Source organism: Chitinophaga sp. MM2321 (assembly GCF_964033635.1).
Taxonomy (GTDB): Bacteria; Bacteroidota; Bacteroidia; order Chitinophagales; family Chitinophagaceae; genus Chitinophaga.
In genome coordinates, this window is record NZ_OZ035533.1 from 4,597,357 (window position 1) to 4,617,682 (window position 20,326).

At 45.2% G+C, this 20,326-nt stretch carries 18 protein-coding genes and 2 tRNA genes; 5 read left to right on the top strand and 15 right to left on the bottom strand.

The window, feature by feature from the left end; translation table 11 throughout:
• The first annotated feature begins 161 nt into the window (after nt 1-161).
• Nucleotides 162-923 (top strand): murein L,D-transpeptidase catalytic domain family protein, encoded by a 762-nt coding sequence (locus tag ABQ275_RS17625; protein WP_349314472.1) that lies wholly within the window; start codon nt 162-164, stop codon nt 921-923.
• Here ABQ275_RS17625 and ABQ275_RS17630 read toward each other — a convergent pair.
• The 8 genes from ABQ275_RS17630 to ABQ275_RS17665 all read right to left on the bottom strand — a co-directional run bounded on the left by ABQ275_RS17630 (nt 920) and on the right by ABQ275_RS17665 (nt 11,204).
• The gene (locus ABQ275_RS17630) at nt 920-2,500 is read right to left on the bottom strand and encodes a L,D-transpeptidase family protein (RefSeq protein WP_349314473.1); all 1,581 of its coding nucleotides are present in this window, start codon (nt 2,498-2,500) and stop codon (nt 920-922) included. The two genes, ABQ275_RS17625 and ABQ275_RS17630, sit on opposite strands and share 4 nt — an antisense overlap.
• 122 nt (nt 2,501-2,622) lie before the next feature.
• Complete coding sequence (locus tag ABQ275_RS17635) at nt 2,623-3,225, bottom strand: hypothetical protein (protein WP_349314474.1); 603 nt, start codon at nt 3,223-3,225, stop codon at nt 2,623-2,625.
• A gap of 125 nt (nt 3,226-3,350) precedes the next feature.
• Nucleotides 3,351-5,894 carry a phosphocholine-specific phospholipase C gene (locus tag ABQ275_RS17640; protein ID WP_349314475.1) on the bottom strand — a complete coding sequence of 848 codons (2,544 nt, stop codon included), beginning with the start codon at nt 5,892-5,894 and terminating at the stop codon, nt 3,351-3,353.
• A gap of 196 nt (nt 5,895-6,090) precedes the next feature.
• Nucleotides 6,091-6,495 (bottom strand): hypothetical protein, encoded by a 405-nt coding sequence (locus tag ABQ275_RS17645; protein WP_349314476.1) that lies wholly within the window; start codon nt 6,493-6,495, stop codon nt 6,091-6,093.
• Nucleotides 6,496-6,607: 112 nt separating this feature from the next.
• The gene (locus tag ABQ275_RS17650) at nt 6,608-7,744 is read right to left on the bottom strand and encodes a hypothetical protein (protein WP_349314477.1); all 1,137 of its coding nucleotides are present in this window, start codon (nt 7,742-7,744) and stop codon (nt 6,608-6,610) included.
• A 72-nt stretch (nt 7,745-7,816) separates the two neighbouring features.
• A complete protein-coding gene (locus ABQ275_RS17655; RefSeq protein ID WP_349314478.1) occupies nt 7,817-9,625 on the bottom strand; it encodes an STN and carboxypeptidase regulatory-like domain-containing protein in 1,809 nt (602 codons plus the stop codon).
• Between the two features lie 15 nt (nt 9,626-9,640).
• The gene (locus tag ABQ275_RS17660; RefSeq protein ID WP_349314479.1) at nt 9,641-10,618 is read right to left on the bottom strand and encodes a FecR domain-containing protein; all 978 of its coding nucleotides are present in this window, start codon (nt 10,616-10,618) and stop codon (nt 9,641-9,643) included.
• Between the two features lie 10 nt (nt 10,619-10,628).
• On the bottom strand, nt 10,629-11,204 hold the full coding sequence (locus tag ABQ275_RS17665; protein WP_349314480.1) for an RNA polymerase sigma-70 factor: 576 nt from the start codon (nt 11,202-11,204) through the stop codon (nt 10,629-10,631).
• Between the two features lie 205 nt (nt 11,205-11,409).
• Here ABQ275_RS17665 and ABQ275_RS17670 point away from each other — a divergent pair, with 205 nt between their 5' ends.
• The gene (locus ABQ275_RS17670; protein WP_349314481.1) at nt 11,410-11,910 is read left to right on the top strand and encodes an OmpH family outer membrane protein; all 501 of its coding nucleotides are present in this window, start codon (nt 11,410-11,412) and stop codon (nt 11,908-11,910) included.
• 153 nt (nt 11,911-12,063) lie between these two features.
• On the opposite strand, the gene ABQ275_RS17675 is transcribed toward ABQ275_RS17670, so the two are convergent.
• The gene (locus ABQ275_RS17675; RefSeq protein WP_159454320.1) at nt 12,064-12,357 is read right to left on the bottom strand and encodes a GNAT family N-acetyltransferase; all 294 of its coding nucleotides are present in this window, start codon (nt 12,355-12,357) and stop codon (nt 12,064-12,066) included.
• A gap of 186 nt (nt 12,358-12,543) precedes the next feature.
• Complete coding sequence (locus tag ABQ275_RS17680; protein WP_349314482.1) at nt 12,544-13,416, bottom strand: SMP-30/gluconolactonase/LRE family protein; 873 nt, start codon at nt 13,414-13,416, stop codon at nt 12,544-12,546.
• A gap of 170 nt (nt 13,417-13,586) precedes the next feature.
• Between ABQ275_RS17680 and ABQ275_RS17685 the strand changes: the two genes are divergently transcribed.
• Both ABQ275_RS17685 and ABQ275_RS17690 read left to right on the top strand, forming a co-directional pair.
• The gene (locus tag ABQ275_RS17685) at nt 13,587-14,567 is read left to right on the top strand and encodes a DUF2157 domain-containing protein (RefSeq protein ID WP_349314483.1); all 981 of its coding nucleotides are present in this window, start codon (nt 13,587-13,589) and stop codon (nt 14,565-14,567) included.
• Entirely contained in the window at nt 14,554-15,714 is a 1,161-nt protein-coding gene (locus ABQ275_RS17690) for a hypothetical protein (protein WP_349314484.1), read from the top strand. The genes ABQ275_RS17685 and ABQ275_RS17690 overlap by 14 nt, the downstream gene beginning before the upstream one ends.
• A 58-nt stretch (nt 15,715-15,772) precedes the next feature.
• Here ABQ275_RS17690 and ABQ275_RS17695 read toward each other — a convergent pair.
• The 5 genes from ABQ275_RS17695 to ABQ275_RS17715 all read right to left on the bottom strand — a co-directional run bounded on the left by ABQ275_RS17695 (nt 15,773) and on the right by ABQ275_RS17715 (nt 18,975).
• A tRNA-Gly gene (locus tag ABQ275_RS17695) sits at nt 15,773-15,845 on the bottom strand.
• Nucleotides 15,846-15,923: 78 nt separating this feature from the next.
• Nucleotides 15,924-15,996, bottom strand: a tRNA-Gly gene (locus ABQ275_RS17700).
• A gap of 231 nt (nt 15,997-16,227) precedes the next feature.
• Nucleotides 16,228-17,496 (bottom strand): PepSY-associated TM helix domain-containing protein, encoded by a 1,269-nt coding sequence (locus ABQ275_RS17705; protein ID WP_349314485.1) that lies wholly within the window; start codon nt 17,494-17,496, stop codon nt 16,228-16,230.
• A gap of 146 nt (nt 17,497-17,642) precedes the next feature.
• Nucleotides 17,643-17,843, bottom strand: a complete 201-nt coding sequence (locus ABQ275_RS17710; protein ID WP_349314486.1) for a hypothetical protein — start codon at nt 17,841-17,843, stop codon at nt 17,643-17,645.
• 118 nt (nt 17,844-17,961) lie between these two features.
• Nucleotides 17,962-18,975: a glycosyltransferase family 2 protein gene (locus ABQ275_RS17715; protein WP_349314487.1), complete on the bottom strand. Its 1,014-nt coding sequence runs from the start codon at nt 18,973-18,975 to the stop codon at nt 17,962-17,964.
• A 130-nt stretch (nt 18,976-19,105) separates the two neighbouring features.
• On the opposite strand from ABQ275_RS17715, the gene ABQ275_RS17720 reads away from it, so the two are divergent.
• Nucleotides 19,106-20,254 (top strand): ATP-binding protein, encoded by a 1,149-nt coding sequence (locus tag ABQ275_RS17720; RefSeq protein ID WP_349314488.1) that lies wholly within the window; start codon nt 19,106-19,108, stop codon nt 20,252-20,254.
• Nucleotides 20,255-20,326 lie beyond the last annotated feature (72 nt).

Sequence of the window (20,326 nt, forward strand, 5' to 3'; positions counted from 1 at the left end):
CCATTATTTAACAGATTTTAATATTATTATTCTCCCATTATGTCAATTGTATGTTAAAAAAACGGGCAAAAGCGGTCTCATACCGCATTTGAGTAGCTATTCCCCCATAAAAAGCGTATCTTCGCGACTTATAATTTTTCTTCTAACCTAAATATCACGGCGTGAAATTGAAACTGAAGCAGCTCGTTAAACCGTTAATATTTGGCCTCACCATCAGCTTATTTGCATTTCTGATCACCACTTTCACAACAACAAATAAAAAAGCTGCTGTAGCACAACCGGCCACTCCCACTATTACAACAGATTCCGTACAACAGATAAGTTTGTACGACAGCATGCGGCTGGATACTTCCGGGCTTTCAAAAGAAGCCTTTGAAAGTGCCCTGCAAGGATTTGAGCACCTGGAAGAAAAAGGTCGTATCAGGAACGCAGATGTGATCTCTATCATCGATTTCTCACTCCCCTCCGCCAGGAAAAGACTTTTTGTGATTGATCTCAAAAATAAATTACTGCTGTTCAATACACTGGTATCTCATGGCAGAAATTCCGGTGCAGCAAATGCAAATACGTTTTCCAACAAGATGAACAGTTTCAAAAGCAGTCTTGGTTTCTTTGTAACCGGTGATACTTATATCGGGGAACATGGCTACTCGCTTCGCCTGGAAGGAGAAGAAGAAGGCATCAACGACAATGCGCTCAGCAGAGGAATTGTTATGCACAGCGCCGCTTATGTAAATGAAAGTCTGGCCCGCAGCCAGGGTTATATCGGCCGTAGCCTGGGATGCCCTGCTATCCCCGAAAACATACACCGTAAAGTAATTGAACGGATCAGAAATGGTACCTGCCTGTTTTTATACAGCCCCGATAAATATTATTCCGCACATACTAAAATACTGATGAAAGACAGCGTGAAGAATATTTAATCAGCTGATCCTTCCTGAAACATTTTGGTTTTCATCACGGCATCATGTCCGTACACATCCTGTGCAAAATGCAGCACTTGCTGATCATCCACCCAGGCCGTAAAATAGGTGATGATCACCGGCACCGGATGTTTCAATCCTACAAATTTTTCCTTACCACTATTCATAGCACTATCAATTTTTTCGTTCGTCCATACAGGTGAGTCCTCCAGCACGAACTGCGCCATTTTCACCGGGTCTTTCAAACGGATACACCCATGACTATAGGCACGGTTGTCGCGGCTAAACAGCCCTTTCTCCGGTGTATCATGAAAGTAAATATGATAGCTGTTGGGAAACAGGAATTTCACGCGGCCCAGTGCATTTTTACCGCCCGGCCGCTGGCGCACCACCGGTAAACCATTGGCCTCCCCGGTTATTTCCATGTTTTTATCGGCCAGGTAATGCTTGTTGCGCTGCATTCCCGGCAGAATTTCTTTGCGTACAATGCTGCGGGGAATATTCCAGTACGGACTAAAAACAACCTGGTTCAGTTGTCCTGAAAACATAGTAGTACTATGTCCTTCTTTTCCCACTACAATATCCATATCAAAAAGTTTTTTGCCTTCATCCGTTACATGTAATACAAAAGCAGGAATGTTTACCAGGATGAGTTTTCCCTTCGGGGCTACGGGCATCCATTTCATGCGTTCCATATTGATAAGCAGCTGCTGAACGCGTACTTCCGCCGGAACATTCATGGCATTGATCACGGTATCATTGATCACGCCATTCTGCGTATAGCCATGACTGTTACGAAAGGCATTGACCGCTGTTTCCAGTTCAGCTGTAAATACATCAGTGGTATCATTATTTTTCAGTTCACCCGTAATAAATAGTCTTTTCTTTACAGGTATTATTATGGGAGATGACATCCCTTTTTTTATTGCTTTGCGCGTAGCTGTTACAGCGGGCCATCCGCCCTTTTCAACATAGTCCCGGTACGCTTTCAGCGGCCCTTTCATAACGGCTACAGCCGGATACATCTTATCATCTGTCTTTAACATGGAATCTGCCAGCTGCATCACCGGATATTTTTGCATGAGCACCATATGCTCCATCTCCGCTACACTGGCAGTCGTTTCCCTGAAATACGCAATCAGCCGCCAGGTGAGCTGCAACTCTGTTTTAATGATGGCAGGATCTGAAGCGGAAATATGCAGACTATCCTCCTCCATCAATGCATTCAGCTGCACATCCAGCGCCTTGCTACTGATACTGTCTTTGCTGTAGTTGTATAAACTGCGGAAGGCGGAAGCCTGTTCGGTAGGTCCGTTACTATCCAGCCAGGCAAACTCGAAATTGCGCGCATTATAAAAGCTCCGCAACCTGTTGGCAGTGGTGTCATCCAGGTGTTGCTTCACTATAAAATCTGCTACAATAGTGCTGTCCAGGAAGAGATCATTGTAGGCATTACCAGGCGTAATCGTCCTGTTGCGGGGGGTAATGTTTTCTTTAGAGGTAGTAGGCGTGGAGGGGGAACCGCAACCTGCGAGTACTGCATATGCAAACAATGTAACTGTGATGATCCTTTTCATGCCAATTCCTTAGCAAAACAAGGGCCATTTGAAAGCATTACAAATTAAGATGGATGTTTTGCGGATCAAATCCAACAAAACATCCATCTCATTCATCTTATAAATCTATTTAATCCTGGTCGCTAGTCCTTGAGCCCCAGGTATTTCTTCACCTGTTTATAATCCTTCCAGTCTACTCCACCCGCGCTACGTGCGGCCACTCCGCCGGGAATAAGGATGTAGCGGTATTGACCGTATTTCAGCCCTTGCTGGTCCTGGGCAGTACCTGCATTGAAGTTGGAATAGAACTGAATGCCTTGCACCATAGCTGCAAACTGGATATTTTCAAAATAAGTACTTACATATGGAAGCGGTACAATTATCGGATCAGCTGCTGTATTCAGGTTCCAGTAAACCTTTACTTCGCCTGTTGACAGGATGGTTTTGCTCAATTTGGGCGCAGCCACCTGGCTATACCATCCCAGCGTATCCAAAGGGCCGTTTGCTGTTGTGGTATCAGGCAGGTACCCCACATCCAGCCAGTCGGAATAAATGATATTCGCTACGCCGGTATCTCCTTTAGGACCAGCGGCACCGGCAGCACCAGGGGCACCGTTAGCACCGGCACTTCCGGCTTCACCCGGAGGACCGGCAGGGCCCTGTGACCCGTCCTTGGAGCAGGCGGTATAAAAGAGCATAGCAGTAGCTACTAACACATAGGCGATGTGACGGGTAAAATGTTTCATAAAGGAGGATTTTGGATGTTTAATGTGATTTACTGGTTGATAGATATTGATTAAAAGGGAATGCGCTCTCACACTATTAATATACAAAAAAATAAACCGTTTCCCTCCTCCACTTATGAATGACACTATACCTCTCCACCCATTACCGGATCACTGAAACTATGCTTCCCGGTTTCCACCCTGCCGGCATAATGTTGCGCAAACAGGTCATTACCGGCTACCTGCACACTAAAGTCGTACCATCCGTGGCTTTTGGACAGGTCCATGATCACCACTCCCTGGGTACGCGCGGCAATGGTTTTCTTCACCACTCCTTTTTTATAACCCAGGTCTTTGATAGAAATAACAACCGGCTTGCTGCCATTGTTGATAAACTTCAGCTCCACATTGCCGGTCAGCTTTTTACGGCTGCTGATGGCACGCTGGTAGTCACACTGCACTTCCACCTGGGGATCATTGGCATCCCCCAAAAATTCACGGTAAAAGCCATTAGGACCATATACACGCAAATGGTAATGATTGTTCTCAAATGCCTCCAAAGGCCAGGTGTCTGTCAGCTTATCACCGGCAGTAACCGCATAGGACCAGGTTCTCACGGCTTCCATTTTTTTCGTATCTGCCTGCACGTATTTTCCGGGGGCATACACATTAAATGGTGATCCGGCAGCCTGTTTACCAAATACTTCATTGGCCGCTGTAAAACTGATCTGGAAAGTTTGTTTATCCGCACTCAGCTTACCACCAGCATACAACTGGTAAGGTAATGCGCAAGATGAACGGATCCCTTTTTCCTGCCGGGGCATCCACGCAGCATTAGCCGGGTCGGTATTAATCTTCTCAATTTCGTCGGCTGTTAATTTTTTAAATTCATCCGGTAGCTTTTTGAATCGTGCATTGTACACGCTTTCAATAAACTCGTTCCGGTCAGGGAATGGTACTTTGATCTTCTCGCCATTGAATGGACGGAAAACCGAAGTAAGGTCACCGCAAACAGTGCGGCGCCATGCCGAAATATTGGTTTCTTTCATGGGCTTGCCTGTCTTATGTCCCAGGAACTGCTCCATAAACTGGATGATGGAGGTATGGTCAAATACCTGTGAGTTGACATAACCCCCACGGCTCCACGGAGAGGCAATTACCAGCGGTACCCGGAATCCCAGGCCGATAGGGCTTTCCCGAACGGAGCTTTCACCCACATGTCCTTTCGCAGCTTCCTCTTCACGGGTAACATATTCCAGTGCGGTATCAATGCCTTTTGAAACCAGTCCTGTACCTGGTTTATGTGGTGCTACAAACGGCGGCACGTGGTCAAAATAACCGTCATTCTCATCATAGCAAAGGATGAAGATCGTCTTCTTCCAGACTTCTTCCTTTTGTGTAAGGATATCCATTACTTCAGACACATACCAGGCGCCATACCAGGGCGCACCTGGATGATCAGAAAATTCACACGGAGCTACCAGCCAGGAAACAGCCGGTAAGTTGCCTGAATTAACATCCGTACGGAACTGGTGCAGCACATCTCCTTTGGGTATCTTCACGGTGCGTTCTGTATCACCATCTTTGTATTGCAGCGTTTCCAGTTCATGATAGTCCGGATCGCCGATATTGGTAGTAAATGCTTTATTGTGGATATTTTTGGCGCGTTGTGGCAGCTTCGCAAAATTAGCTGTTGAAAACTCAATCGCATCGCGCTTGCACTTCTCCAGTTCGGCCTGTTTCTTCTTCAGTGTGTCCTGCAGTTTTTTTGCATCGCTATCAATGGTGGTAATGGTCAACTTTTTTTGCATCTCCGGGATTTCTGTGGTCAAAGCCGCGATCTTCCGTTGCAGATATTGGGTATGGCCGTTGGCAAAACGTACGTTAAATGCGGTAAACCATTCAATAGGGTTATCGGTAAAGTTGCCCAGCATATTGTCCTTGTCTCCTTCCAGGTTGGCCGCACTTATTTCATTCTGATAGATCTTCCAGGAGATACCGTTATCTTCCAGCCGCTCGGGGAAAGTAGACCAGTTTGCTTCTGCATCTTCATCCACATCACTATTCCATACATTGGCTTTGGCGGTTGCTTTCTGTTCGTCCCGCAGTGTACCGCTCCAGAGATAAAGGCGGTTTGGGGTGGTACCTGTTAAAGAAGAGCAGAAATTCTGATCACAAACCGTGAAGGCATCTGCCAGTGAATAATAGAAAGGAATATCTTCCCGGTCGTAAAAGCCCAGCGATAGTGGCATAGGCGCCCAGTCCTTGTTGCCGGACTGTTTTACATCCAGCCATTTATCATATTTACCGTTGTTGCGGGCATCTACCTGGTTGCTCCAGGAATGCGGCAGGCTACTCATCCAGGTAGCTTTGGTGTCTTTAATATTGAGGCGGAAAGGGGCATAGGTTTCACCCGCGTTGTTGCTTTGCAGCCACACCAGGTTCTTGTTGGGCAGCTGGATTGCCCGTGGATCATTATAGCCACGCACACCTTTCAGGGAGCCGTAGCAGTGGTCAAAAGACCGGTTCTCCTGCATCAGGATTACAATGTGTTCCGCATCGCGGAAAGTAGTGCCGGGGTTGGGGTCGATGGCAAGTGCCCGTTGGATAGAACCAGGTAAAGTGCCTATTACACCTGCTGCTCCTGATAGTAACGCCGCCTTGCGGATAAAATCTCTTCTAGTGTCCATAGTTATAAGAATTTTCATGTTCGCTGTGAAATCCACTTCGGGTGGACACAACAAAAGCAGGCTTAAAATAATAAAAAGTATTTGCGGAAACAATAATCTGTGAAGAATGGTAAAGCCCGCTAAGCATAGCACATAAAAAAGGCTTCCGTATGATACGGAAGCCCACAATATGTTGAATAAATGGTAAGATTGATACTTAATCTATCTGGTTGGATGGGATGATCACTATTTTAAACCGCATATCATCTACGGGTTTGGCAGCCTGGCTGCCATTGGGTCCGCGAAGCTCTACGATGATGGTGCCCGGCTGGTGTATTACGTTATAATACTCGTTCTTGTATACTTCCGGTAAGATTTCATATAGATTCTTATCCCTGGCTATAGATACAATCACACCATCCAGCTGGTTCGTGTTCTGATCCAGTTCAGGAACATCAAACTGGATGTAATACACACCCTGGTCATCTAATTTCCACAAATTGGCCGCAACATCCTGGATAATTGTTTTATTGGGAATGACAACTTCATTGGTTGTTTTGGTACAGCTGGAGAAGGTAAAGCCCATCAGCAGCAGGAGTGGTAAGTATAGCCATGTTTTCATACAGAACATATTTTTAAACATTTTGACAAATACAATGCCATAAAAGTAACTTCTTACAGATAATTAATTTCAGACATTTGTAATACCCCTGACTCCGTATCCTAATCCGGTTTTATAGTTTTACCTGTACCCCTACGGTAGCTCCTACATATACACCAACGAACTCGTCATCGCTCCTGGTACGGGACCATATAAAATGAGAGGTTAAGTCATCTCCCAGGCCATCTTCGTTGTAAACAGTATTCAAAGTAGGTCCGGCAAACACTTCCACCCTGTTACCAAAACGATAGGAAGGGTATGCACCGATCACCACCCTGTTATAACTGCCTCTTTTAAAGTCGGTCATAAACATATTGGTGGCCTCTGCATTTAACCTGAAGTGTGACAAGAGGTGCAAATGAGCACCTATCCCTGCCTGCAACGCATACAAGGATGTGCTGTTTTTAAAATTATATCCCAGCCCCAGGATGCCGTAGAGGATTCGTCCACCTGATTTAAATGATGCGATAGCGGTAGCTGTTTCATCAATGCTCACACTCACCTGCCGTTCACCGGATTTAATAATATTGACAATACCGATAGGATATTCACTACTATCTGCAATATTGATAAAGCCTGCTATCTGTACACCCCTTACTTTTTTCGCAATATTAATAAAACCTGCTACCTGCGTGTGTACTTCATCACTCTGGTTCATAAAACCGGCTACCTGTGTTTTCCCTGCTTTGGCAGTATTTAAAAAACCGGTTACCTGTGCATCTGCCGAATCAGCTTTATTCATAAACCCGGCAAGTTGTGTACTACCAGCCGCACTCCTATCTACAATATTGGCAAAGCCTGCCATCTGAAAGCCTTTCATACTATTTGCATGGTTCAGGAAACCCGCCACCATCACGCCATTGGCATCACGCTTCACCAGGTTCATAAATCCGGCAAACGAAGCATTTTTTGATGCGCTGCCCATATGATTGGAGAAGGCAGCCACCTGTGTGCCGCTGGCATTCTCTTTAATAATATTGGATACCCCTGCGATAGCAACGCCGGTCTCGGATTTAGATACACCTGCAATAAGATGCAGTGAAAAGCTATTCGTATAGGCGGCAGCGTTTTTCCCGTTGGTACTCAGCGGATATACCAGCCCTACATGCGCCACACTTGTAAGTGCAGATTGTGCTGATACCGATACCGTAAAACTGCACAAGGCAGTAAGGGATAAAAGGATGTTCCTGTTTAATGATAATGTTCTCATTGCTGTGCATATTATTTCGTACAGCATAACGACACCTCAACAAACATATACCCCTATGTAAAAAAAAGGAAATCAGAAAATACTGATCCCCACCTGCCATCCCAGCCAACCGGCTGCATGACTGCCCATATTAAAAGAAGGATATTTTCCGCCGGGAATCTCCGTTTTGTAACCGGGCACCTGTTGAAGGTCATCAAACAAATGCACGGACAGCGAAGGTCCTGCGAATATGGAGATTTTATCAGCCAGTTTAAAATGAAGAGAAGGTTGTAAACGGAACACCTGTGAATTATCTTCCCAGCTACCGAGATACAAACTTTGCCCTGTAACTTCTGCTGATAAAAACAGCTGTTTATTAAAAGGAATTTCCTTGCCAACCCCATATCCGAACGAGTAAGCCTTATTATTATTACCAGGGCTCATCCCCAATAGCAATATGCTGTACAGCTCTTTCCGGCCGGTTTTCCATGCGAGGTTCAGCGGCAGCAGATCAGTAGAAAAAACAGCAACTTTCTGATAGCCTTTCCGCACAATATTAACAAGACCGATACTATAACCGGTAGAAGTATCCGAGATATTAACAAGTCCTATCTGCACCCCGTTCAATCGCCGGGCATAGTTAAAAAGGCTGGCGATCTGTATACCATTCATCGTTCCCCTGGTGATGTTACCACCGGCGGAAAGCTGTACGCCGTGTGCGGTAGCATTGGCATAGTTGTATAACCCCGACACCTGTACGCCGTTTATATCTTTGCCACTGTAAGCATAGCCACCCGCTATCTGCAATCCTTCCGTATAGCCACGCGAAATACCTGCCAGCCCCTGGATCTGCACACCGCTCATATTACCACGTATCTGTCCGATACCACCTGTAATCTGTAACCCATCCTGACTACCCTGTACAATATTGCTGAAACCCGCTACCTGTACACCTTTCATGGAGTCCAGCACATTGTTATGAAAACCAGCTACCTGCACACCGCGCGCCTTACCACCTACGATGTTCATAAACCCCGCAATCTGCACATATTGCATATCATTCTTCACAATATTGAATGCGGTACCTACTTCCAGTCCATCCACACCGGCGGTGTAGCCTCCAATAATATTGAAGGAGAATTTATTTATTACCTGCGCACCCATTTTTCCATGCGTACCAAGGCCCGGTGTAAGCGACGCCTGGTAAGGCTTATCGGCCAGGAAAGCACTCAGATTCAAACTTTGTACTTTCTGACGGGAAGATAAAACCATCCGGCCCAACCAGGTTTTCTCCACCTGATGGCGGCCGGTTATCTCCACTGTTTTCAGCTGAAAAGTGGTAGGCGAAATCGTGACGGCAACTTCCTGATCCACCCCGGTATTCAGCAGCAATGAAGTATCTGCATACAGCTCCTTACTAACACTAATGGCTGCGGTAGGATATCTATCCTTTAACCGCAGCCTGAAGTAACCATCGTTGTTTGTTAATGTAGAAATGAGTTGCTGTCGTTCATAGACACTGGCATTCGAAACCCGCTGCCCCGTTTTTTTATCCGTGACGACCCCGGTGATCAGGTAAAATGTTTGCCCGGAAGATTTTTTTAGCAAGATGATATAATTGCCGGATTCCTTGTAATTATAATTGCCTTCCAATAAAAGATCCAGTACCTGTCTGACTGTTTTATTGCGGGCAGAAATACTGACCAGACTATCCTGCGGAAGAATATTGCTGATATAGGAGAAATAAAAATTACCCTGTTTACTGATGGTATTCAATACCTCTGAAAGTGGCCGCTGCTTTACTTCTACAGAGACAACCCTGCTTAATAAACTTTGTGCGGCAACATTCAGCGCAAGCGTTCCTGTTAAAAACAGGGTCAATAATAATCTAATGAATGGCATACAGTATAGCAGGTATTATTTCAGGGTAATTTGTGTTCCTTTCTGTTCTATGGTAATGTCGTATGTTAGCCCGATCACTTTCAGTGTGCTGTCGAGTGAACTGTTATGAAAAGTAACATTAATAGGCAGGTCACGTTTGCCGGTGTTGGCAATCACAATATTTACACCATATGCCTCATTGAGGATGTTGACCAGTTTCCATAACGGTGTGTTATTACACACGAATGATTCAGTACGATAATAGTTGTACAGCTCATCTGTATTTTCCTGCTTTACCGGTGCAGCTTCTTCTGCTGATACCGTTGCTTTTTCATGTTGTTTGAGCTGCACGCTGTTGTTGTTTTTGGTAACTTCCACTGCGCCTGTTTCTACAATTACTTCTGTTTTACCATGGGTGCTTTTTATATTGAAAGAAGTGCCCAGCACTTGTACCGTTACATCATTTACTTTGATCACAAAGGGTTTTCCGGCGTCCTGTGCTACATTAAAAAAAGCTTCTCCTTCCAGTTTCACGCGGCGCACTTTTCCGAAAGAGGCCGGGTAGGTAATGGATGACCGTTTATTTAAGGTAACAAAAGAGCCATCGGGTAAGGTATCCAGTTTTACTTCAGCGTCAGCAAATACACGGGTTTGTGGTGTGCGTAACTGCGACAGGTACCAGAAGCAACCGGCGCCAAAAAGTACAATCAACGTGGCGGCTATACGAAGATCGCGGCGCCAGGTAGACATGTCCGGTTTTATAATGCGGGCAGTGTTTTCGTTGGTGCCTACCCGTTGTTGAAATCTCATCCAGGCTTCCTCTTCGCGGACGGTGGAAACGGCGGCAAATTTTTTGCTTTCATCCCATATCAGCCGGAAGTGATCATAGTAGCGTTGATTCTCTGCGTCTTCCGCCATCCATGCTTCCACATCTTCCTTTTCACCGGCGGTGGTGATTCCCAGCAGGTATTTTACCAGGAGGTCGTCATTAATATGATCCGTACGCTTTTTCACTTATCAAGGTTTAGAGATTGAGCAATAATAATAACAAGGGCAGAAAATCTATCAGGTTGAGACGAAGGAGCCGCAACGCTTTTCCCATCTGATTTTCCACTGTTTTTATGGAGATGCCCAGGCGATCTGCTATTTCCTGGTATTTCAATTCTTCGAAACGGCTCAATTGAAAAACGGTCCGGCATTTTTCCGGTAGATCCCGCAAAGCCTTGTCCAGCTTCTCTTCCAGCTCTCTCAATATTACTTTTCCGGAAGCACTCCCGGGATTAAGGTTGTTACTCATCTGGTATTGGGAATGTGCCTGGTGGGCAGCTTTCACCTTCTGATGCCGCAGATAATTAATGCTTTCGTGGTATACAGCGCGGTACAGGTATCCCGACACGGATTGCCTGATTTTGATATCACCCGATTTCTCCCATAACTTACAAAAAACGTTCTGTACCATCTCTTCCGCCATCACTTCATCTTTCAATATTGTACAGGCATACGCGTGCAGGCCTTTAAAATGGGTTTTAAAAGCCTGTTCAAATGTTAATGTGTCGTCTTTTTCCAGTAATGAGGTATTACCTGGACGATTCAACTCCATGCTTAGGGTTTGATAACGAAAATCAAATATAATTCCTTCTGCCAATTGAACACTTTATTAAATGACACGCAGCTGAGGGGTTACCCCTATCCTGGCAGAAAAAAAGACCAGGCGGGCCTGATCTATATCTAATTTAACATATAATTATACACGTCTTAAATAATATTTCACATTTCGATCTTTATTATTGTTCAAAATTATGCCCATGAAATTTATCTGTACCATTATGCTGTTGCTGATTGGCAGCTCTTCCCTTTTCGCACAAACCAAAACGGCCTATATCAATTTCCAGCAATTGATCGGACAAATGCCGGAAGCCAAACTGGCCAACGACACTATTCAGCACTATGAACAGGAATTAAATAAAGACGGACAGTTACTGGTAGCGGAATACACGGAGAAGTTGCAGGCATTTGACAGTCTGCAGGCCACGATGAGCCCCGAGATGAAAGCTGTCAAGGCAAAAGATATACAAAACGCACAGGCTAATATTCAGTTATACCGGGAAAGAGTAGAACAAAAGCTCAATGCCAGGGAACAGCAACTACTGGTGCCTATTATGGAAAAAGCAAAAAAGGCTATAAAAGCCGCAGCTAACGAAAAAGGCTATACGCTTGTAATTGATAACTCCAGGGATGCGGTATTAATCGGGGAAGAGGCCGACGATCTGATGAAAGCGGTAAAAGTGAAACTGGGGATAAAGTAGAGGTATTGAGTGATTTACGTATTTGGTTATTTAGGTATTTAGTTATTTAGGTATCGGTATTATCTTTTATTATGCTCCTTTCGCCATTCTTATCTTAGTAATAAAAATATAATCTCCGCTGCCTAAATAACCAAATATCTAAATATCTAAATGTTATATATGCAGACCGTGCGCCAGTAATGTTTTCCACTGGGGATTACTGCGTACAAATTCAGCTACCTTTTTGCTGGAAGGAACCATTCGGATATTCTGTGCAGAAATTTCCTCCATCACTTTACCCAGCATCATCGGTAAGACACCTTGCTTTTCCAATACAGGAGGCACTTCTGCACCTGTCAGGAAAATACGGCTGCCATTTCTTTCATAAATAACCTTGGCCATCTGTCCGGCGATATGCGCCTCAAACTGCCTGGCTTCCTTGTTGTCAATAATTTTGAAATCCTTCATGATCATAATTAGTTTATACACTGATGTTCTCAAAGTAGCGTACTAAAGGGAAGTATCTTATGCAAAAAAGGGAAGTGTGATAAGATAGCATGATTTGGTATTAAAATACCCTAAAAAAGCCCGTTTCGTCTGCAAATATACTAAATATATACGACAATTACGTGAAACATCAGAATATAAAAACAATTAATATCTAAAATGATTGACAGGTAAGCCTTTAACGGGTAGTTTCGCGTGAAACACGCTACCACTAAGGGGATACTGTTCCAACTGTTCCGCAGTAAGTCCTTCTCTGGCCGTTGTAATGATCATCTCCTGCATGTCTGCCCCTCCGAAACTACAGGAAGATACATGTAATGCCGGCACTTCTATCTTCGCCAACAACTCGCCCGTAACAGGGTTCCAGCGATACACGCCGCAACCACCCCACTGGGCTATCCACAACATTCCTTCCTCGTCCATTGCCATACCATCCGGCAAGCCCAGCTCCCGTGGAATAACCACTGCATTGCGCCGCCAGTCGATATTACCGGTATGCACATCATACGCAAACTCCTGCACACGACCTGTATGGGAATCTATAAAGTACATTTTATCATCCTGCCATACGATCCCGTTGGGAACATCCAGCTGCGCTACCTTGATCACCGGTGGCCGGGTCTGATCCAGGCAATATAGGCTGCCGGTACCGGCCTGGGTGATCAGGTGCATGGTACCGATCCACAGCCTTCCGGCGGGATCACACTTGCCGTCATTGCAACGCAGGCTGGGATTATTATCCAGCACCGCTAACGTTCTTCCCAAACCCTGCTCCGGTGTAAAGCTGGCTACGCGGGCTTTCAGCCCCAGCATCAGCTCATTACTGCCCTCCACCGGTACAATCGTGCTCACATACTCTCCCATATCAAATTTTTGTGCATGGCCCTCTTTATCCACCATGTACAAAGCATAACCGAGAATGTCCACCCAGCACCAGGTAGCCCTTTCCGGCCACCAGAATGCACTTTCACCCAATTCATACGATGCTTTTGAAAATAATTCCGACTGAAATATCTGCATAATATATAATTATCTTTTCTTGTAAAGATGATAAGAAGACGTTCTCATCATTATTAAATCCTAAAGTATTACTTTTTAAAAGATTTCACAACGCTATTATCTTTTATCAATACAAGAAAGCATTATTATATCACATAAATGTTATAATTTCCCGCACCTTAACCCCCATTATGAACATAGGCATATTTGAAAAACTACACCGCGAAGGATTGATCACCGACGCATCCGCAGACAAGATAAATACCGCTGAAACCAACCGTTTATTCTCCCTCCACTGGGAAATAAAATCTTTATTATACCTGGGCGTAGTACTGCTCAGCACCGGTTTGGGCATCCTCGTTTACAAAAATATTGACACCATCGGGCACCAGGCCATCCTCTTGATGATTGCACTCATCACTGCCGGATGTTTTGTCTATTGCTATAAAAAGAGTGATCCCTTCTCCTGGCAAAAAGTAAACTCCCCCAATTCGTTTTTCGATTATGCGTTGCTGTTAGGTTGTCTCACCTTTGTTACGTTCATCGGTTACCTGCAATTTCAATATAATGCTTTTGGTACGGCATACGGACTGGCCACCTTCATTCCCATGGTGGTCTTGTTTTTTTCGGCCTACTACTTCGATCATATGGGCGTATTGTCCATGGCTATCACTAACCTGGCTGCATGGCTCGGCATTTCGGTAACGCCCCTGCACGTATTGTCCGGCAATGACTTTAATGAATATTCCATCATCTACACCGGGATGGCGCTCGGTATTGCCCTCATCGGTGCGGGTGAACTAACCAGGTTGAAAGCATTGAAAAAACATTTCTCTTTTTACTACCACAATTTTGGTACGCATATATTTTTCATCGCCTGCATTGCTGCTGTCATATCCTCCGAAAGGGCCTACGCGGCTTGGTTCCTGTTGCTTGCTGTGGTGGCTTATGTGATCTTCCGGCAGGCCATGCGCGAACATTCTTTTTACTTTGTACTGATCACCGTGCTTTATGCGTATGTAGGCATCACGGTGATGGTATTCAAATTCATTTTCAGGACAGGTGGAGAAGAAAGCCTGTATGGCGGCTTTACCTATATGATCTTCTCTGCTATTGGCATCATCCTGTTGTTAATTAACCTGAATAAAAAAATTAAAAATGATAGCATATAACCGGCAAACCCTGGATAACCTTACCATCCAGGAGGAAGCGGCTACCGCATTCCGTAAAGATTGTATTGATAAAGACACTTACCTCGCCATTAAACAGGCACACCAGGTAAATTTTTATACTCCTAATTCAATGATCAGGATAGGCTTATTTATCCTGACCTCCATCATCATCATCTTTTCACTGGGATTGATATCATTAGCTGCACTCGACCATACCAGCGCCTTTACCACCATCTTCATTTTTTTTGGAATAGCTTGTTATGGTGCGCTGGAATTATTTATAAAAGAAAAGAAAGTCTACCAGGCGGGCATAGATGATGCCCTCTTATGGGCTGCCATGCTCTTCTTTGCGGGAAGTACCGTTTTCGACAAGGAATTCTCTGCCACCACTTATTCGCTCCTGGCGCTGCTCCTTACTTTGCTGGCTACATTACGCTTTGGTGGCATCGTGACGGCCGCGGCCACCTATCTTGCTTTCCTTGCCTCCCTGTTCTGCATATTGATGGAAATAGGCGGATTCATGCAGGTGATCCTTCCCTTTCTGATCATGCTGGTATCATCGGGAGTATATATCATTACCCGCAAAGCCGCTTCAAAACAGTCATTCCGCCACTATAAACATTGCCTGATAGTAGTAGAAGTGCTGTCATTAATATCGCTTTACCTGGCAGGTAATTATTTTGTAGTGAGAGAACTGAGCAACGAAATGTTTAACATGAACCTGCAACCCGGGCAAAGTATCCCCGGTGGATGGATCTTCTGGATCCTCACGTTCGTGATCCCCCCTGTGTACCTGTATCTTGGTATCCGTAAGAAAGATGCCATATTACTACGTACCGGCCTGGTGTTGCTGGCTGTCATCATATTCACCATCCGCCAATATCATCATGTATTGCCGCTGGAAACAATGATGGTACTGGCAGGTATCATCATGACGGTGGGTGCATGGGCGTTGATCAAATACCTGCATGCGCCTAAGCATGGCTTCACCTACCTGGAAACGGATGAACCGGGACTGGCAGATAAATTAAAGATAGAATCACTGATCATTGCACAAACTTTTACGCCCGGTCCTCAGGGCCCTGCCAGCGATGTAACGTTTGGTGGCGGCACCGGCGGTGGTGGCGGTGCAAGTGGAGAATACTGATAATAAAAAAAGCCTGATTGAAGATGATTCAATCAGGCTTTTAATCCTTGAAACGATGAGCGAAAGACCGGGCTCGAACCGGCCACCCCGACCTTGGCAAGGTCGTGCTCTACCAAATGAGCTACTTTCGCAGGTGTGTTAAGAACTTATGTATTATAAAATGATTACTATTAGTCCGGTAAACCGGGCTAATCATCCTCGAAACGATGAGCGGAAGACCGGGCTCGAACCGGCCACCCCGACCTTGGCAAGGTCGTGCTCTACCAAATGAGCTACTTCCGCAGGGTGTTAAGAACGTTATTTTTTAAAGAGCTTCCCGACAAGTTGAGCAACATTTCCGCTTGCGTGGCTGTGTACCGTTTTTGTTGGGATTGCAAAGATAGGAAACGGACTGAAAACACAAAATTTTTTTTCAATCTTTCTGAAATATTTTAATTGACAAGTTCTGGCACAACTGTTTGAAGATCAGGACCAGCAGGCGTTTCCCGCGAATGGATTCATACTATTTTTTATTTACAATGGTACAGTACTCAATCTCGCTATAGGTTTCACTAATTGCTTTTTTGATTTTTTCCGTTTTCCCCACCATACGTAAAAACCCGTTACCGGTAAGGATGCGCAGATCAGGCTCACTATAAAGGCCAGTATTTTTCCGGGTAATCCGCCAATAGCGCCTACATGAATGTCGTAATTCATATTTATCAGCTTTTCGCCGCGGTTTCTGTGCGTGTCGTTCCGCCTCCCCAGCAGCTTTCCGGTGTACTGGTCAAATTTCAGTTCATCAGCACCATAGTAAGTTTCTTTGCCTTTATAGCCACCAACTGTGTTCACACCGGTAGGATACGCTGCCGGATATACGAAAATACGTTTTGCATCTTTTAAAACCGGCAAAGCCGCCTGGAAAGCGATATCCAGCGGATCACCAGTAACGGTGACAGCCGTTTTTACAGACTCCGGCTGCTTTATTTGCGGCGGCGTAACGGTACCCGAAGCTACTGCATACACGGTTGCCTCAAACCACTGAAATGACCATACCATGCCTGTTAATGCGATCACCAATGCAATCAGCAAACTATAAAATCCGAGCACATTATGCAGGTCATAATTCACCCGCTTAAAGCTGGCCTTCCACTTGATTTTAAAACTTTGCTGCCGGCTGGCTTTCGTCCACCGCTTTGGCCACCACATGATCAGACCGGTGATGAGCAGGATCACAAAAATGAAGGTACTCCACCCCACAATGGGCTGCCCGTAAGCGGTATTCAGCAATAAGCTCCAGTGGATATACTTTACAATAGAGAAGAAGTTGTTTTTATAATCGATGATACCTGTTACCTGCCCGGTATAGGGGTTGACCATGACAGATTCATAATATTCAACAGTTCCGAAATAGGTCAGGGCAGTATCATTTCCTTTATAGGTCATGAATTCCCAGGCACGATCCGCGTCTTTCCAGGTGGTGATATAGGATACGGGCTTATCGGGCCCCAGCGCCTCCTGTGCCCGCTGCCGCAATACGCTCAGGGGCAGTACGCCCTTCGTTTCCGGCGTCACAAAGATCTCCTTATGGTAAATCTTTTCGTTGATCTCTTTCTGAAAAACAAACAAACAACCGGTAACGCTCACAATCAGCACAATAATCCCTGAAGCCAATCCCAGCCAGAGATGCAGCTTATCCACAACTATACGTAGTAACGATTTTTTTTGTTGTTTTGCTTCCTTTTTCCGTTTGACCATCATAGTATAACCGGTATCACGTACCTGAAGGGTACATTTTACCATACAAAAATCACCGGAAATGATCTTATTTCATACTCCTATCGGGAATTTGATTTACGCAAAAGGGAAAGAAAAAGGGGGTATAAATAAAAAAAGAGGCTATCTCATTGTTGAGACAGCCTCCCGGATAAGTATGTTGAAGCAGTAGCTTATTTATATTTTGGACTGTAAAGCGAGCTTTCTGGTACAGCTACATTCGGCTTACCTGCATAGCTATGTTTGTAAAGGCTATAGCAACCGCCAAGCATAAACGCAAGCATACAAAATAATTGTATGTAAAACAGGAAGCGAGAGCGGGAAACCCTGTTCAGGGTAATATCATTCTTATTTTCTACTGTATTCTGTTCCATATTCAGTTTATTTCCGTTGCAAACCTACATAAATATTTTGGGATTTTTTGATTTTTTGATTTTTTGATCTTGCTATGCAGAAGGCTGCTGGCACTACCTGGAAAGGGTGGTTTTCCCGTCATTTCTGAAGCTGCGAGAATTTTTTATGTCGCAGGAAATAATAGCGCCAGATCATAATTCCGTGAAAAACACCACTCATCTTCAGTAATTTCTTCTCCGGCAGCTGATCCTGTTTCACATATTTACTACGCCAGCGGTAATAATCCCGGTAAGCCCGGATAATGGCGGCCATATCTTTCGGTTTTCCTGCCACCAGGCTTTTTGCAGCTGCCAGCATATCCAGGAAAAAACGCTGGGAGAGCACGATCCACCGGTCTTCACTGTGCAGGTTCTTCCACAGCATCATCAGGTTATTCCTGAAGTTGAGATACAGTTTACGGGGGTTTCCCTGTGGCAGGCTCCCCCCTCCTACGTGAAATACTTTGGAATCGGGACAATAGCAAATGCGGTATCCGGCCCTTTGGAGCCGCCAGCAAAGGTCTACCTCCTCCATATGTGCAAAAAAGTCACGGTCAAAACCACCTACTTCATGAAAACAGGCGGCACGTATAAAGAGGGCGGCGCCGGTAGCCCAGAAAATGTCCTGTGCGTCGTCATACTGGCCCTGGTCCTTTTCCGTGGTATACAAGATCCGACCCCGGCAAAAGGTGTAGCCCAGGATATCCATCCATCCCCCGGCGGCGCCGGCATATTCAAATTCATCCGGTTGATTGTAAGCCCGCATTTTGGGTTGACAGGCAGCAATAGCCGGATTCTTGGTCATCATGTCGATCACCGGCTCTATCCAGCCCGATTCCACCTCCACATCCTGGTTCAGCAAAACATAAATATCAGCCTGTACATGCGCCAGGGCATCATTATAGCCGCCGGCAAAGCCGTCATTCCGTTGATTACAAATGATCCGGATCCGGGGATAATGCTCCTTTACAAAAGCAACACTATCATCGGAGGATGCATTATCTGCCAGCACCAGCTGTAAATTGCCATAAGTAGAACGGCAAACAGATGGCAGGAATTTCTCCAGGAAAGACTTTCCGTTCCAATTTAAAATAACAACTGCAACTGATGGCAATACGGGCAACTGATATTACGTTTATGCGTGAATAATAATTTCAGGAGATGCAAATATGCGACAAAGGATTTTAATATTTGCTAATCAAATTTACAGCAACACGAAAGCGGAATAAGCTTAAATTAGAACTATGTTTAAACAGTATATCGGGTGGAAGTTCGTACTGGCCTCCATAGCAGTGATCATCATCGTGACCACTATATGGTTTGTCAGCAACCTGTCGAGAAAAATACAGGAAGAAGAACGAAAAAAAGTAGCCACCTGGGTAGAAGCCAACCGCGAACTGCTGCGGGCCAGCCCCGAAGCCAACCTGAACCTGGCAGTGGAAATAGTGACCACCAATACCACCATCCCGCTCATCCTGACCGATGAAAGTGGCAACATACTGGACAGCCGCAACCTGGACTCCCTCCACATTGCACAAAATCCGGGCTACCTCCCAAGCGTGTTGAAAGACCTGAAAAAACAACACCCGCCCTTCATCATGGAGGTAGATGCCAAACATAAAATCAATAACTACATCTATTATGGCGACTCCCTGATCCTGAAACAGATCCGCTACTATCCATACGTCCAGCTGATAGTAGTGACCCTGTTTATTGCCATCGTACTCTTTGCCCTGTCCAGCACCAACCGTGCCACCCAGAACCAGGTATGGGTAGGACTGGCCAAGGAAACAGCCCACCAGCTGGGCACGCCCCTCTCCTCCATGGAGGCATGGCTGGAAATACTCCGGGAAAACGAGGCCAACACCATGATGGTTACAGAGCTGGGTAAAGATGTGGACCGGCTCAAACTGATCACCGACCGGTTTTCTAAAATAGGCAGCGTTCCCAAACTGGAAGAAAAAGACATCGTGCAGCAAATCGAAAACATGACCAGCTACATCCGCAAAAGAGCCCCGCAGAAAGTGCAGTTTGCCGTTCATTCCAAAGAAAAAGAGCTGTCGGCCATGATCTCCCCACCGCTTTTTGACTGGGTAGTGGAAAATTTATTGAAGAATGCACTGGACGCCATGGAAGGTACCGGGAAGATAGATATCAACATAGAAAGCCATCTCACTTTCACCACTATCGACATCACGGATACGGGTAAAGGCATCTCTAAAATAAACTTCGAAAAAGTATTCAAACCCGGTTTCAGCACGAAAAAGCGCGGATGGGGCCTGGGCCTTTCCCTCGCCAAGCGCATCATCGAAGAATATCATAAGGGAAGGCTCTATGTAAAATCTTCCGAACTAAACAAAGGCACTACTTTCCGCATTCTGCTGCGGAAATAATACCGGCTTCCCGGAAATACGAATAAATAAATTTGCTTATTTTGAAAAAGCCATTATTTTTGCACCCCAATC